The organism is Aciduricibacillus chroicocephali (assembly GCF_030762805.1).
Taxonomy (GTDB): domain Bacteria; phylum Bacillota; class Bacilli; order Bacillales; family Amphibacillaceae; genus Aciduricibacillus; species Aciduricibacillus chroicocephali.
In genome coordinates this window covers 1,512,952-1,528,033 of record NZ_CP129113.1, presented here as the reverse complement: position 1 = coordinate 1,528,033, position 15,082 = coordinate 1,512,952, and the positions used below count along the sequence as shown (strand labels likewise).

Annotated in this window: 18 protein-coding genes; all 18 read left to right on the top strand. The window is 43.4% G+C overall.

Translation table 11 applies throughout. The features are described from left to right. Window positions 1-4 precede the first annotated feature (4 nt). Window positions 5-415, top strand: coding sequence for a MarR family winged helix-turn-helix transcriptional regulator (locus tag QR721_RS08075; protein ID WP_431189496.1), 411 nt, complete (start codon window positions 5-7; stop codon window positions 413-415). A 4-nt stretch (window positions 416-419) separates the two neighbouring features. Further along, a complete protein-coding gene (locus tag QR721_RS08070) occupies window positions 420-1,643 on the top strand; it encodes an MFS transporter (RefSeq protein ID WP_348025776.1) in 1,224 nt (407 codons plus the stop codon). Between the two features lie 3 nt (window positions 1,644-1,646). Continuing rightward, on the top strand, window positions 1,647-2,315 hold the full coding sequence (deoC, locus tag QR721_RS08065) for a deoxyribose-phosphate aldolase (RefSeq protein WP_348025774.1): 669 nt from the start codon (window positions 1,647-1,649) through the stop codon (window positions 2,313-2,315). Window positions 2,316-2,454: 139 nt separating this feature from the next. Continuing rightward, window positions 2,455-2,631, top strand: coding sequence for a 30S ribosomal protein S21 (gene rpsU, locus QR721_RS08060; RefSeq protein WP_348025769.1), 177 nt, complete (start codon window positions 2,455-2,457; stop codon window positions 2,629-2,631). A 15-nt stretch (window positions 2,632-2,646) separates the two neighbouring features. Next, window positions 2,647-3,093, top strand: coding sequence for a GatB/YqeY domain-containing protein (locus QR721_RS08055; RefSeq protein WP_348025767.1), 447 nt, complete (start codon window positions 2,647-2,649; stop codon window positions 3,091-3,093). A gap of 149 nt (window positions 3,094-3,242) precedes the next feature. Continuing rightward, on the top strand, window positions 3,243-4,598 hold the full coding sequence (locus QR721_RS08050; protein WP_431189539.1) for an NfeD family protein: 1,356 nt from the start codon (window positions 3,243-3,245) through the stop codon (window positions 4,596-4,598). Further along, window positions 4,595-5,584, top strand: a complete 990-nt coding sequence (gene floA, locus QR721_RS08045; RefSeq protein WP_348025765.1) for a flotillin-like protein FloA — start codon at window positions 4,595-4,597, stop codon at window positions 5,582-5,584. Before QR721_RS08050 ends, floA begins: the two co-directional genes overlap by 4 nt. A 24-nt stretch (window positions 5,585-5,608) precedes the next feature. Further along, window positions 5,609-6,127: a hypothetical protein gene (locus QR721_RS08040; RefSeq protein WP_348025763.1), complete on the top strand. Its 519-nt coding sequence runs from the start codon at window positions 5,609-5,611 to the stop codon at window positions 6,125-6,127. 106 nt (window positions 6,128-6,233) lie between these two features. Continuing rightward, entirely contained in the window at window positions 6,234-6,515 is a 282-nt protein-coding gene (gene yqfC / locus QR721_RS08035; RefSeq protein ID WP_348025761.1) for a sporulation protein YqfC, read from the top strand. A gap of 19 nt (window positions 6,516-6,534) precedes the next feature. After that, a complete protein-coding gene (gene yqfD / locus QR721_RS08030; RefSeq protein WP_348025759.1) occupies window positions 6,535-7,758 on the top strand; it encodes a sporulation protein YqfD in 1,224 nt (407 codons plus the stop codon). Between the two features lie 40 nt (window positions 7,759-7,798). Next, window positions 7,799-8,761, top strand: a complete 963-nt coding sequence (locus QR721_RS08025) for a PhoH family protein (RefSeq protein WP_348025756.1) — start codon at window positions 7,799-7,801, stop codon at window positions 8,759-8,761. 58 nt (window positions 8,762-8,819) lie between these two features. After that, complete coding sequence (gene ybeY / locus QR721_RS08020; protein WP_348025754.1) at window positions 8,820-9,284, top strand: rRNA maturation RNase YbeY; 465 nt, start codon at window positions 8,820-8,822, stop codon at window positions 9,282-9,284. After that, on the top strand, window positions 9,274-9,639 hold the full coding sequence (locus QR721_RS08015; protein ID WP_348025752.1) for a diacylglycerol kinase family protein: 366 nt from the start codon (window positions 9,274-9,276) through the stop codon (window positions 9,637-9,639). The genes ybeY and QR721_RS08015 overlap by 11 nt, the downstream gene beginning before the upstream one ends. A 224-nt stretch (window positions 9,640-9,863) precedes the next feature. Then, window positions 9,864-10,778 carry a GTPase Era gene (era, locus tag QR721_RS08010; protein WP_348025750.1) on the top strand — a complete coding sequence of 305 codons (915 nt, stop codon included), beginning with the start codon at window positions 9,864-9,866 and terminating at the stop codon, window positions 10,776-10,778. Window positions 10,779-10,875: 97 nt separating this feature from the next. Next, a complete protein-coding gene (locus QR721_RS08005; RefSeq protein WP_348025748.1) occupies window positions 10,876-11,016 on the top strand; it encodes a YqzL family protein in 141 nt (46 codons plus the stop codon). Between the two features lie 20 nt (window positions 11,017-11,036). Next, window positions 11,037-11,780: a DNA repair protein RecO gene (gene recO, locus QR721_RS08000; RefSeq protein ID WP_348025747.1), complete on the top strand. Its 744-nt coding sequence runs from the start codon at window positions 11,037-11,039 to the stop codon at window positions 11,778-11,780. Between the two features lie 302 nt (window positions 11,781-12,082). Beyond that, window positions 12,083-12,958, top strand: coding sequence for a glycine--tRNA ligase subunit alpha (gene glyQ / locus QR721_RS07995; RefSeq protein WP_348025745.1), 876 nt, complete (start codon window positions 12,083-12,085; stop codon window positions 12,956-12,958). Window positions 12,959-12,962: 4 nt separating this feature from the next. Further along, a complete protein-coding gene (gene glyS / locus QR721_RS07990; RefSeq protein ID WP_348025743.1) occupies window positions 12,963-15,047 on the top strand; it encodes a glycine--tRNA ligase subunit beta in 2,085 nt (694 codons plus the stop codon). The last annotated feature ends 35 nt before the right edge of the window (window positions 15,048-15,082 follow it).

The window sequence follows — 15,082 nt, the reverse complement described above, 5'->3', positions numbered from 1 at the left end:
CGTTTTGAATAAAGATAATTCAATCCATTTACTTAACCAGACCGTGCGCCTGTTGAACAAAAAGACGAATGAAACATTAATGGAATTCGGTCTTTTCAGTTCTCAGTGGACGATTCTTTACTGTTTGGATAAGAAGGGACAGCTGTCACAAACGGAAATAAGCCATTATTTGAACGTTGAAAGACCGACTGTAACCCGCACGATTCGAAAGCTTGAGGAAAATGGCTGGATCATTAGAACAAAAGGAGAGGATAAACGGGAGAATCTTATTAGTCTAAGTGAAGAGGCTCTTGAAAAAATGCCGTCTATACAAAACAAAATACGGACTTTTGAAAACGAGCAGCTCGGTAACCTTACGGATAATGAAATTGACACATTGAATGCACTGATGAAAAAAATAATGAAAGAAGTGTGATGCTATGGAATCAACACATATAAAAGAACCGATTTGGACAAAAAGTTTTATTGCTACATCTTTGAACCACTTTATCGTTTTTCTCATCTTCTACACATTGCTGACGACTTTGCCTGTCTATGCAATAGAATTCCTTCACAAAAATGAAGCAGAAGCCGGATTGATGGTAACGGTCATGTTGGCTTCAGCAATAATTTTCCGCCCATTTTCAGGTAAACTTCTAGAACAGTTCGGCCGAAAGCGGATGCTCATCTTCTCTGTATTGCTTTTTGCAGCTACTATGATCCTTTATCTGCTCTTTGACCAATATACGAGTTTGCTCGTTCTTAGATTTATACATGGCATTTCGTTTGCGATCGCTACAACAGCAACAGGTGCAATTGCTGCTGACGTCATACCGGCGAGCCGCCGTGGTGAAGGGCTTGGCTATTTTGCTATGGCAATGAACGTAGCAATGGTACTTGGTCCGTTTATCGGCCTCACATTGTTGCAATACGTATCATTCCATATGCTGTTTCTCATTCTTGGTATCGTTGGCATTATTGGCATTTGTATTACGTTTCTAGTCAGAGTTCCTAAGGTAGAGTTGCCTCCAGTGAAAGAGAAGTTCTCTGTTCATTCACTTTTTGAACTGAAAGCTTTGCCAATTGCCGCTGTGTCAGGTCTTGTCGGTTTTGCATACTCAGGAATTGTGTCACTCATCTCAGTTTATTCGCACCAACTCCACCTTGAAAAAGTATCTGGCTACTTCTTTATCGTTTTTGCAGCTATTATGCTGCTAACCAGGCCGATAACAGGAAAGATGTTCGACTTGAAAGGACCGAGCTTTGTTATAATACCTAGTCTGATTCTATTCGCTATCAGCCTATATATGCTCAGTATTACACAGACAGGAGGCATGCTTCTCCTCGCAGCAGCTGTATCCGGTCTAGGGTACGGTTCGCTGCTGCCGGGATTTCAGACGATGGCCGTCGATTCTACAGACCCGCATCGCAGCGGTCATGCAACTGCGACTTTTTATACTCTCTATGATACTGGAATCGCACTCGGAACCTATACATTGGGTCTCGTTGCGGGTGGATTCGGTTTCAGCAATGTATATGTCTTCACATCAGGCTTGATTATCGTCGTTCTCTTATTGTATTTGCTCGTTCGCAAAAACAGTAAAAAGTTGCAAGTGGGAACTAAAGATAATACGATACAGGAAACAGTTTCAACGGAGGAATAATAGATGAATAATCTCGCTAGTTATATTGACCATACATTGCTAAAACCTGATGCGACACTTGAACAAGTTGAGGCTCTAATATCAGAGGCGAAGGAATACGGGTTTGCAACAGTCTGTGTAAATCCTTATTGGGTACCATTCGCCAGTAGTCTGCTTGAAGGTACAGAGACAGGAGTCTGCACTGTAATCGGCTTCCCTCTTGGTACCTCTTCATCTAGAACAAAAGCTTTTGAAACAAAACAGGCAATTATAGATGGTGCAACAGAGATCGATATGGTAATCAATGTAGGAGAATTGAAAGGGAAGCGCGATGCCGTCGTACTTGATGATATCCAGATGGTTGTCGAGTCGGCTAAAAACCGGGCAATTGTCAAAGTGATTATTGAAACTGCACTACTTTCAGATGAAGAGAAGAAACGAGCCTGTGAACTGGCTGAACAGGCTGGAGCAGATTTCGTCAAGACATCAACAGGTTTTTCAGGCGGCGGTGCAACAGTTGAAGATATCAAACTGATGCGATCAACGGTCTCTGACAAAGTACAAGTAAAAGCTTCAGGAGGCATCCGTACCTATGAGGATGCCAAAGCCTTGATTGAAGCCGGTGCGTCACGCCTTGGGGCAAGCAGCGGCGTTGCTTTAGTCAATGGTCTTGAAAGCAGTTCAGACTATTGAAGAAATTAGCCCGAATTATAATGAGATTGTAAATAACCGGTTGACCGTGAACATGGCATATATTATACTTATCCAAGACATATGATAGACAAATATGTCTGCATATTTATGTTTTATGCTTCGGAGGGAGGGAAATAGCATGTCCAACACAACTCGTATTCGTAAAAACGAATCTCTTGAGGATGCTCTTCGTCGCTTTAAGCGCAGCGTGTCAAAAAGTGGTACACTACAAGAATACCGTAAGCGTGAACACTATGAAAAACCAAGTGTACGCCGCAAAAAGAAATCTGAGGCGGCTAGAAAACGCAAACACTAAAGAGGGTTAAAGCATATGACATTACTGGAACAATTGAACCAGGACATGAAGTCTGCCATGAAAGCACGCGAGAAAGAACGTCTCAGTGTCATCCGCATGGTCAAGGCTTCGCTGCAAAATGAAGCAATCAAGCTTGGCAAGGACACTCTTTCGGAAGACGAAGAACTTACTGTATTGACTCGAGAGTTCAAGCAGAGAAAAGATTCCCTTCACGAATTCAAAGAAGCTGGCCGCGATGATCTTGTAGAGAAATTGAACTTTGAGATAGAAGTGCTGAAAGCATATATGCCAGCGCAGCTTTCCGAAGCTGAATTGGAAGATATTATTCAGTCGACCATTCAGGAAGTTCAAGCTGCATCCAAAAAAGACATGGGCAAAGTGATGAGTGCAGTCATGCCGAAAGTGAAAGGCAAAGCTGATGGCTCATTGATTAATAAAATTGTTCAAAAGCATTTGCAATAATCTACGAAAAGACTCTGTCGCTTTTGCGGCAGGGTTTTTTTGAGTTTTTTGCGTTCAAAATTGGCAATGTTCTGTTTGTCTTTCTGGAAACTATGTTATGATTTAGGTGCCCGACTACATATCAATAAACAGGCAGGGAGGTGAATGTACTGCAAAGGAAAATAGTTTTTTCCATTCTTGGGCTATTGCTGTTCTCAATGGCATTCTTCGTATCTTCCCCAAAGGCGGAGGCACAGAAGAATCATGAGGGGCAGGGTAAGCTTGTCTATGTGATTCCGGTGGAGAAAGAGGTTCAGCGGGGACTTGAAGCGTTTTTGAAACGGACAACAAAAGAAGCCGAGGAAGAAGGCGCTGATCAAATTATTTTTGAGATTGATACGCCTGGAGGCAGAGTCGATTCTGCCAGCCAAATTGCTAAACTTCTGCAAAACCTCGATATTCCGACGGCCGCTTTCGTCACAAATCAGGCGCTTTCCGCAGGATCCTATATTGCACTCAATACAGATCAGATCTATATGACTCCGCACGCGACAATGGGAGCAAGCGGTGTCATTAATCAGGATGGCACAGCTGCCGACAAGAAAGCCCAGTCTGCTTGGATTGCAGCAATGCGCAGTGCTGCAGAGTCAAAGAACAGAGATCCGCTTTATGCTGAAGCAATGGCGAATCAAAATATCGATTTGCCGGATCTTGGTGCGCCGAAGGGAGAATTTCTGACACTTGACCCGAAGACAGCTGTAAAAGTAGGTTATGCAGAAGGAATCTTTAAACATCGGACGGGTGTATTGGACGATCTTGGCTTAGCGAAAGCAGAAGTTGTTGAGACGAAAACGAGTTTTGCTGAAGAGCTTGCCGGATTCCTGACAAATCCGGTCGTTGTACCGATTCTTCTCTCTGTAGCAAGTCTCGGTTTTATTGTGGAATTGTATTCTCCGGGGTTTGGTATTCCAGGAACAATGGCGCTCGTTTCTCTCATTCTATTCTTCTATGGACATATCATTGCAGGGCTTGCTGGAATGGAAGCGGTCGTCTTATTGGCACTTGGCATTGTACTCATCGTACTCGAGTTCTTCGTGCCAGGGGGTATTATTGGAGCCCTTGGGGTTGCATCGATTGTCGGATCACTGCTTATGTCTGGCTATAGTTTGAACAATATGATTTTGAGCATATGCATCGCTTTTGTTGTCGCGATTGTGGCAGCCATCGTTCTGTTCAAATATGTAGGAGCTGAGCGAGGCCTGTTCAGGCATATCATCTTGAAGGACAGGACGACGACAGATCTGGGCTATGTATCGAACACAGATCGCAGCAGTCTGCTTGGTGCTGAAGGATACGCAATGACCCCACTCCGACCATCAGGAACCGCAGTAATTGTCGATGAGCGTGTTGATGTCGTAACTGAAGGTGGTTTCATTGACAGTAATTCAAAAGTAAGAGTTGTCAAAGTTGAAGGTGTCCGTGTCGTAGTTAGAGAGATAAAAGATAATAAGGAGGAAAATGAATGACATTTGAAGGTTTGCTGCCACTTATCATCATTGCAGTAATCATTATTGCTGTTATTGTTTTGTTTACGTTTGTTCCGGTCGCACTCTGGATCAGCGCTCTTGCAGCTGGTGTCCGTGTTGGTCTGTTCACACTTGTTGGGATGCGCCTTAGAAGGGTAGTCCCGTCCCGTGTTATTAATCCGCTTGTCAAAGCGTATAAAGCAGGTTTGGATGTAACGACAAACCAGCTGGAGAGTCATTATCTTGCAGGTGGTAATGTTGACAGAGTTGTCAATGCATTGATCGCGGCTCATCGCGCTAATATTGAACTATCATTTGAACGTGCGGCTGCAATAGATCTTGCTGGCCGTGATGTGTTGGAAGCAGTTCAGATGAGTGTTAACCCGAAAGTAATTGAGACACCATTTATTGCTGGTATCGCTATGGACGGGATTGAAGTAAAGGCACTTGCAAGAATTACTGTGCGCGCGAATATCGACCGCCTTGTCGGTGGTGCTGGTGAAGAAACAGTTATCGCTCGTGTCGGTGAAGGTGTAGTTAGTACAATTGGTAGTTCTCAAACTCATAAAGTAATCTTGGAAAATCCAGATGCAATCTCTCATACAGTGCTTGCGAAAGGACTTGACGCTGGTACTGCGTTTGAAATCCTATCGATTGATATTGCTGACGTTGATATCGGCAAGAATATCGGTGCGATCCTTCAGACGGATCAGGCAGAAGCAGACAAGAACATCGCTCAAGCGAAAGCTGAAGAGCGTCGTGCAGCCGCTGTTGCACAGGAGCAGGAAATGGTTGCCCGCGTACAGGAAATGCGCGCTGATGTAGTAAAAGCTGAGGCTGAAGTTCCTCGTGCTCTTGCTGAGGCGTTGCGATCAGGGAAGATGGGTGTCATGGATTACATGAACTACCAGAACATCAATGCTGATACGAATATGCGCAGTGCAATCGGAAAAAATGATGACTCTCATCATGATGAAGAAAAGTAATTCCCTAATTCGGGAGGTGAAATGATGCTTGAGCAACTGTTTGATTTTGTAGCATCGAATTTCTTTATCGTGCTGATTGTAATCGGTGGGATTGTTTCCTTTATTCAGGACAGGAATAAAAAACAGCAATCAGATCAGGAAAAAGGCGAAAACCGTACACAACCGCAACATCAGAAAGCTCCTGAACAAAGAAGGAAGCCTGCAACACCCGAATTGAGGCGTATGCAGCGTTCAGGCAATGGAAGAAGCCAAGAATCAGCTGCGCGCGACCGACAATTAAAGCAGGTGAAAGAGACAGCACAGAGTGCAGTGAATGAAACAAAGGAAATGCTGGAAGTGGCTCGGAATGCTGCAAATACGAAGCGTTCCGGAACACTTCCTATACGGAAACAAGCATCAAACAAACATCAAGCTTCGCATTCCTTCGCTCATAAAAAGCTGAATCGGCAAAAGCTTGCTGAAGGAATTGTACTGAGTGAAGTACTTGGTCCGCCTCGGGCGTTAAAACCACATACTTCAAATAGAAACATGCGCAACAAATAAATTGGATTCAAGAAGGCAGGCAGAACATATGAATGTTCTGCCTGCCTTTTTTTGTTCTGATTTTCAATTTATTTCATAAATATAAACAGGAGAGGGGGCCATCATCTTGAAAAAAATGCATCAGCGCATGCGTGCCTGGATGAGCAAATATTTGGCATTGCCTTCTGATGTCCTTTTGGAGCTGCCACGGGTGACGATGATTGGTCAGATCCATGCATACATTGAAAACCATCAGGGGCTCTCTGTCTACTCCGATACAGAGCTCCGGCTGAAGGCAAATAAAGGCTATATTCTTATTAAAGGTTCTTCCTTTGTGCTAAGAACGATGCTGCCTGAAGAAATCCTGCTTGAAGGAAATATTGATGAAGTGAAATTCATACCTGATTAGGAGGGAGGCTGAAATAGCCATGGCAAAGCATCAAGGAACATTCATGACCGGATACGTGACAATTGTCGTTACAGGAAAATTGCCTGAACGTTTTTTTCAAGCTTGTGCCAAGGCAGGCATCCCGGCATGGGATATTAGAAAAACGGGAACAGATACATGCCGGGGTCGCATTGAAAAAGTTCACATCCCGGCAATTCGAGAACTGCGCAGGGGTTATAATTTCAAAATCCGTTTTGTAGAAAAGAAGGGGCTTCCTTTTCTCTGGCGCGGTTTTTTGCGTAAAAAAGAATGGTTTGCAGCAGCAGTTCTAAGTCTGTTGCTTATTATCTTTCTTTCTAATATTTTGTGGCGGGTTGAAGTTAGTGGTGTACCGCATGAGTTGGAAGTAAAAATCGAAAAACAACTAAAGAAATATGGCATTCATTCAGGCGCATGGCTCTTCACCCTCGATGAGCCGAGTACAATACAGCACAAGCTGCTGCAGGACGTTCCCCAGCTACTTTGGATTGGTGTTAAGAAAAGTGGCACATCCTTAGAATTACGTGGTGTTGAGAAAACGATTGTTGCGAAAGAAGAAACGAAGGAACCAAGGCATCTCATCGCATCTAAAAATGGCGTCATCAAAAAAATGTATGTATCAAAAGGCAGGCCGATGAAGCAAGTTGATGACTATGTTGAAAAAGGTGACTTGCTCGTTTCTGGGGAACTCGGAGAAAATCTTGAAGAGTCATCAGATGAAGAGGATGAAGAAAAAACGAAGAAAAAGGGTACAATTGTAGCAGCGGATGGTGATATTAGAGCGCGAACATGGTATGAAACAAAAGTGACCGTACCGCTAAATGCAACATATGAGACACTGACAGGAAACAGCAAAAAGAAATACTATATGCGTTTTGGCGATTTCCATTTGCCGGTCTGGGGTTTTGGCAGTACGGATTACAAGCATACCCAGCATGATTATGAGGAGAATAAAATCCGTTTTATCAAATGGGACATGCCAATGCAATTTGTGACGGATACACTCAGCGAAAAAGAATTGATTAGCAGAAAACGCACTCATAAGGAAGCGATAGCTGTTGCATTGGAACAGGCTAAGCAGGAGCTACAGTTGCAGCTTGGTCCGGAGGCGAGCATTGTCGCAGGAAAAGTTTTGCATCAAACAATTGAGAATGGTAAAGTTAAACTGTCTTTATATCTTACTGCTGAAGAAAATATTGCATTAGCCGAGCCGATTAAGAAATGACGTTCGGAAATGCTATTGAAAATGACCAAGGAGACTGATTATGCCGGATAAACTACATGCAATCGACTTGCAATTGGCAAGTCCGACAGAGGCTTTGGAGCTGTTCGGAACAAATGACAAATATCTTAAACAGATGGAACAAAAGCTAAATGTATCTATCGTGACAAGAGGAGGCCAAGTGCAAGCCTCTGGTAATGATGAGGATATCCAACTCGTAGCGGAAACCTTAGCGGCCCTGCTTTCGGTCATTCGCCGCGGCTTGACGATTTCTGAAAGAGATGTTGTCTATGCTGTAGATCTTGCTCAGGCCGGCAATATCAGCCAGCTGGAAACATTGTTTGAAGATGAACTTCTGAAGAATATAAAAGGAAAGCCAATCCGTGTAAAAACACTTGGACAAAAAACATATATTTCTGCAATTAAAGAAAAGGATATGGTATTCGGCATTGGTCCGGCAGGTACAGGGAAAACCTATCTTGCAGTTGTCATGGCAGTACATGCGATGAAAAATGGTCTGGTTAAGAAAATAATACTAACAAGACCAGCAGTTGAAGCTGGTGAGAGCCTTGGATTCTTGCCTGGTGACCTTAAGGAGAAGGTAGATCCTTACTTGCGTCCTCTATATGATGGTCTTCATGATGTCCTTGGGGTGGAACAGACAATGCGCTTGATTGAAAGGGAGACAATTGAAATTGCTCCGCTTGCTTATATGCGCGGTCGTACTCTGGATGATGCGTTTGTTATTCTCGATGAAGCCCAGAATACGACACCAGAACAGATGAAAATGTTCCTGACACGTCTCGGTTTCGGCTCGAAAATGGTTGTTACAGGGGATATTACCCAGGTTGATTTGCCAAAAGGTGTCAAGTCTGGTTTGCAAGTTGCGGAAGACATGCTTGGAAAAGTGAAGGGTATTTCCTTCATCCATATGAATGCGACGGACGTAGTGCGCCATCCGCTCGTACAGCGCATTATTGAGGCCTATGACAAGCAGGGGAAATAGGTTGTCGAATATAAAAAAGCGAATCCGTATTTTCTTATAATAGAAGGAGTCACCAAGAATGGAAATAGATTTCAACGATGAACAAGGAAGAATTGAAACTTCCCACAAGAAGCTGATTGAGGAACTGCTGCAATTTGCTGCTCAAGATGAAAATATCCCAGAAGATGCTGAACTGTCCGTTACATTTGTCGATAATGAGGAAATCAGGGAAATCAATCGAGATTATCGTGGCAAGGATATGCCTACTGATGTCATTTCTTTCGCTCTTGAAGAGACCGGAGAAGAAGAATTGCAGATTACAGGCGTGGATATGCCAAGAATTCTTGGAGATATTATCATTTCAGTCGACAGAACTTCGGAACAAGCTTCCGAATATGGACACTCTTTCGAAAGGGAGCTTGGCTTTCTCGCAGTCCATGGCTTCCTGCATCTCTTGGGATACGATCATATGAATGAATCGGACGAAAAGAAAATGTTCGGCCGACAGGAAGAAATACTTGGAAGGTTCGGTCTTGAACGATAAGAAGCATGGTATTGGGCTGTTTCACGCAATAAAAGGAATTGGCTCCGCTTTTTTGAGTGAGCGCAATTTCAGGATTCATTCAATAGCTGCTGTGTTTGCAATCGGAGCGGGATTTCTGCTCCGAATTAACCGGCTAGAATGGATGATTCTTGTTGTCGTGATAGGCCTTGTCCTTCAAGCAGAACTGCTCAACACGGCAGCAGAAAAATTAATCGACTACATAAAGCCGGAATTCCATCCGGTGGCAGGGCTTGTGAAAGACGTTGCGGCCGGTGCTGTACTGATTGCTGCGCTCGCTGCATTTGCAATCGGTCTGCTCTTGTTTGTTCCGAAATTATACGATATCTTTTTCTAAGAGGTCCTTTCTTCCCCGGGAAAGGACTTTTTTATTTAAAAGCAGTATTGGAATTTAGTCTTTCTTGTCGATTTTATGAAGATAAAATGTAGTTTTTAAAGCTTTTGTCGATTTTCTAAAATGCTGATTTTTTTGTAGTATGATGTAAGAGAAGCTGGCAAAACAAGTTTAAAATAATACGTTTTCGTTTAAATAATATACAGAGTAGCAGATGGAGGAACGTTATGGACAATCATCAGGAAAACAACTACAAATCAGGCTTCATATCTATTGTCGGCAGACCGAATGTAGGGAAATCGACATTCATGAACAGAGTCATCGGACAGAAGATCGCCATCATGAGCGATAAGCCGCAGACGACACGTAATAAAATCCAGGGTGTGCTGACACAAGAAGATGCACAGCTTATATTCATAGACACACCGGGCATCCATAAGCCAAAACACAGACTTGGGGACTTCATGGTGAAGGTTGCAGAAAACACACTTAACGAAGTGGATGCTGTACTCTTCATGGTCAATGCAGACGAAGGGTATGGTGGCGGAGATCAGTATATTCTAGATCGCCTGGAAAAAGTAAAACGTCCTGTTTTCCTAATCATCAACAAAATCGATCTGATTCATCCAGATGAGATTTTTGAACTGATTGAGAAGTATAAAGACAAGCATGACTTTGCGGAAATCTTCCCAATTTCAGCTTTACAGGGCAATAATGTTGATACTCTTCTTGGTAAGCTAAAGGATTACATGCCAGAAGGTCCTCAATATTATCCAGCTGACCAGGTGACAGACCATCCGGAACGCTTTATTATGGGCGAGCTCATTCGTGAAAAAGTTCTGCAGCTCACGAGAGAAGAAATTCCTCATTCTATCGCAGTTGTGATTGAAAACATCGAAAAACGGGAAAACAATACACTATACATCCAGGCAACTATCATTACAGAAAGGCCGACTCAGAAAGCGATCCTAATTGGAAAACAAGGATCAATGCTTAAACAAATCGGCAAAAAAGCTAGAGAAGACATAGAAGCGCTGCTCGGTACGAAAGTCTTTCTCGAGTTGTGGATCAAGGTTCAAAAAGATTGGCGTAACAAGGAAAGCCAACTGAGAGAATACGGTTTCCGCAGAGACGAATATTAAATTGGCAAAAACTTCAGCTTTTGCAAATGCCAGTTTCGGGCCAGTCTAAGAATATGCAAAATTAAAATTTCCAAACAACGAAAGGCGGGGGTTTCTTGTGTTGGATTTAACATGGAAGCTATTCAGTGAAACAGGAAGTATCGAAACATATTTGCTTATGAAAGAATTGGAAGGTGAAAATGTGGAAGAAGGGGACACGGATGTATCATTCGACTCTTTCCAAGGTCCGCAAATGTAACCGGCAAGGATTGAAGAACAATGCTTGAAAAAATTGAAGGCTTCGTCATCCGCACACAGGATTACGGAGAAACAAATAAAATTGTCACCATATTCAGCGGCAAGATTGGTAAATTCGCTGTTGTCGCAAAAGGTGCAAAAAAACCGAAAAGTAGAATGGCTGCTCTTACGCAGCCATTCATTTATGCACAATTTCTTATATATCCTTCCAATAAGCTTGGCAGTTTGCAGCAAGGAGACGTCCTTGACTCTTTTCGTAAAATTCGTGAAGACATTATAAAAACGGCATATGCTGCCTATTTGTCTGAACTTACGGATAAGCTTATTGAGAACCATGAGCCTGACATTTATGTATATGATCAGTTTCAGCGAACCATGCATTGGATTGCTGAAAAAGAAACAGCCGACATACCAGTCATGATCTATGAGTTGAAGCTGTTCCAAAAAGCAGGCTTCGCACCTATCCTTAACCACTGTACTCTTTGTGGCAGAACTGAAGGGTTGACTGCTTTTTCTGTTGCGGAAGGCGGAATGCTATGCCGCAGTTGCTTTTCTTCAAGTGAGGATGCCATCGTACTTCCAGGTCAGCTGCCGCGCTTGTTCAGACTCTTTGCTGAAATAGGCATAGAACGGATCGGTAATATTTCGATGAAGCCTGAGAACGTCCGGTTGTTAAGACAGCTCATTGATGCGTATTACGATAAATATGGCGGTTATTTTCTTAAATCAAGAAAGTTTTTGAACCAGCTAGATCTGTTCAAGTAGGTTTCTTGACACGAATTTGCCGATGAAGTATCATTTTACATATTGAAATGAATCTGAATAAACTGCGTTGACGAAGAAGAGTACCTTTCATATGACGTAAGAGCGAACCCGGGATGGTGCAAGCCGGGCTGCGTTTCTGAAAGGGAAGGGCGCTTCACGAGCAGAATGAATTAAAAAAGCGGCATATGCGGTCAGAGCCCATATGCAAGTAGGGTGGAACCGCGGGCCGATAGCAACCCGTCCCTATGTCAGGCGCTTTGCCTGGCATAGGGACGGGTTTAGTTTGTGATTGGAGGAAAACAATGAACATTCAGGAAATGATTTTGACATTGCAGAACTACTGGTCAAATCAAAATTGTCTGCTCATGCAGGCGTATGATACGGAAAAAGGGGCAGGAACGATGTCTCCGATGACACTCTTGCGCAGCCTTGGTCCAGAGCCTTGGAACGTGGCATATGTAGAGCCTTCTCGTCGTCCGGATGATGGACGTTATGGAGAGAACCCAAACCGTCTTTATCAGCATCATCAGTTCCAAGTTATCATGAAGCCATCACCGGATAATATTCAAGAATTGTATTTGAAGTCTCTGGAAAAGCTTGGCATTGATCCGCTTAAACATGACATCCGTTTTGTTGAGGACAACTGGGAAAATCCGACTCTTGGAGCAGCAGGTCTCGGTTGGGAAGTTTGGTTGGATGGTATGGAAATTACCCAGTTCACATATTTCCAGCAAATTGGCGGACTTGAAGCAAAGCCTGTAACGGTCGAGCTTACATACGGAATTGAGCGCCTTGCTTCCTATATTCAGGATAAGGATAATGTGTTTGATCTTGAATGGAACAACGGTGTGACTATCCGTGATATTTTCTATCAGCCTGAGTATGAGCATTCCAAATATGCTTTTGAAGAATCCAATACAGAAATGCTGTTCAAGCTTTTCAACATGTATGAGCAGGAAGCAAGGGATGCCATGGAGAAAAATCTTGTATTCCCAGCATATGATTATGTTCTTAAATGCTCTCATACGTTCAACCTGCTTGACGCAAAAGGTGTCATTTCGGTAACGGAAAGAACCGGCTATATAGGGAAAATCCGCAACCTTGCCAGAAATATCGCCAAAGCATGCGTAGCAGAAAGGGAAAAACTCGGATTCCCACTGCTGAAAGAGGAGGTTTGAACAGATGGGAAAAGATGTTCTATTTGAAATTGGGCTTGAGGAATTGCCAGCCCGTTTCATCAATGATGCAGAAAAACAGCTTGGAGATAAGACAGCTGCATGGCTGAAAGAAGAAAGAATTTCTTATGAAGGCCTTGAGACATACCAGACACCGCGCCGTCTTGCTGTCCTGATCCGCAACGCAGCAGATCAGCAGGAGACAATTGAAGAAGAGGCAAAAGGGCCTGCTGCCAAAATTGCAAAAGACGAAGAAGGAAACTGGTCGAAGGCAGCTCTCGGTTTTGCACGCGGTCAAGGGAAATCTCCTGAAGACTTCTATGAAAAAGAAGTGAAAGGTGTCTCCTATCTGCATGTCAGAAAGACAATAGAAGGCAAACCGGTTCAAGAAGTACTGCCAGGCTTTGCTGATATCATCACAAGTATTCAATTTGGCAAAAACATGCGTTGGGGAAATCAAACGATGCGCTACGCTCGTCCAATTCGCTGGCTCGTCGCCTTATATGGAGAAGCTGTAATCCCATTCGAAATTGCCGGTGTCACAACAGGTAAGAAAACATACGGGCATCGTTTCCTCGGAAGTGAGTTCGAGATCGGGAATTCAGCTGAATATGCTGCGTTGCTTGAAAAGCAATTCGTCATCCCAACCTTCGAAAAACGTAAAAATATAATTGTTAACCAAATCCATGAGCTTGAAAAAGAAAATGGATACAATGTGCCGATAGACGAGGAGCTTCTTGAGGAAGTCGTTAACCTTGTTGAATATCCGACAGCTTTTGCTGGTTCATTCGATTCGGGATTCCTCGACCTTCCAGATGAAGTGCTAATCACTTCAATGAAAGAGCATCAGCGTTATTTCCCAGTGAAAGACATTGCTGGTAAACTGCTTCCGATTTTCATTGCAGTTAGAAATGGAACGGCAGAGTTTATTGAGACTGTTTGCAAAGGGAACGAAAAAGTGCTTCGCGCCCGTCTATCAGATGCCGATTTCTTCTTTGAAGAAGATAAAAAAGGGTCGATATCCGAGAATATGGATAAGCTGAAGACTGTCGTTTTCCAAGAAAAACTCGGCACATATTATGAAAAAGCTGAAAGAGTCTCGGCTTTAGCAGTGAAAATTGCACATTTAATTGGTTGTAACGAAGAAGACAGTAAAACTGTTCAACGCGCAGGTCTCATCTGTAAATTCGATCTTGTAACGAACATGGTTGGAGAATTCACTGAACTCCAAGGCATTATGGGAGAGAAATATGCGCGCCATTTCGGTGAGTCGGAAGCTGTAGCTGTGGCAATCAGAGAACATTATATGCCTGTACAGGCGAGCGGAGACTTGCCGGAGACTTTGCCAGGTTCGGTTGTAGCCATTGCAGACAAACTGGATACAGTTGCCGGTACGATTGCTGCAGGGCTCATTCCATCCGGTTCTCAGGACCCGTACGGTCTAAGAAGACAGGCTGCAGGTATTATGCGTATCATCGATGAGAAACAGTGGGCAATCCCTGTAGAACAACTCCTTGATGCGGTTCTTGAACAGCTTGAGGCAGCAGATTTGATTGGTGACAATGCGGAAGAAACAAGAGCGAATGTAAAGCAGTTCTTTAATCAGCGGGCGGCCTTTCTGTTGAAAGAGGCTGGTATCGAATATGACATTGTCGAAGCTGTTACTGCAGGTGGCATTGGGATTTTCTCCTATGCAAGAGAAAAGGCGACCGTACTTGCAGAAAAGCGTCATGAACAGGCATTTAAATCAATAGAAGAAGCGCTTGTAAGGGTGTTGAATTTGTCCAAGGAAGCAATTGATGGTGAAGTGGACAGCTCAAAATTCAAGACAGATTCCGAACGTGCACTTCATGAGCAGGTCACAACTGCCAAGAAGAACTACATCACTGCAGATAAGGAACGTAATGCAGCAGATGCACTTGACTCATTGGCTGCACTTGCACCGTATATTGCAGATTTCTTTGACAATAACATGGTCATGGCTGATGATCCCGCAATCAAGCAGAACAGACTTCTTCTTCTCGGTCAGATTGCAAGCATGGTACGTCAATATGCAGATCTTGCAGCAATCGAATGGAAGCAGCAATTCTAGTAAAACAGCGTTATGTTTCGCTTTTTCGGGGAAAT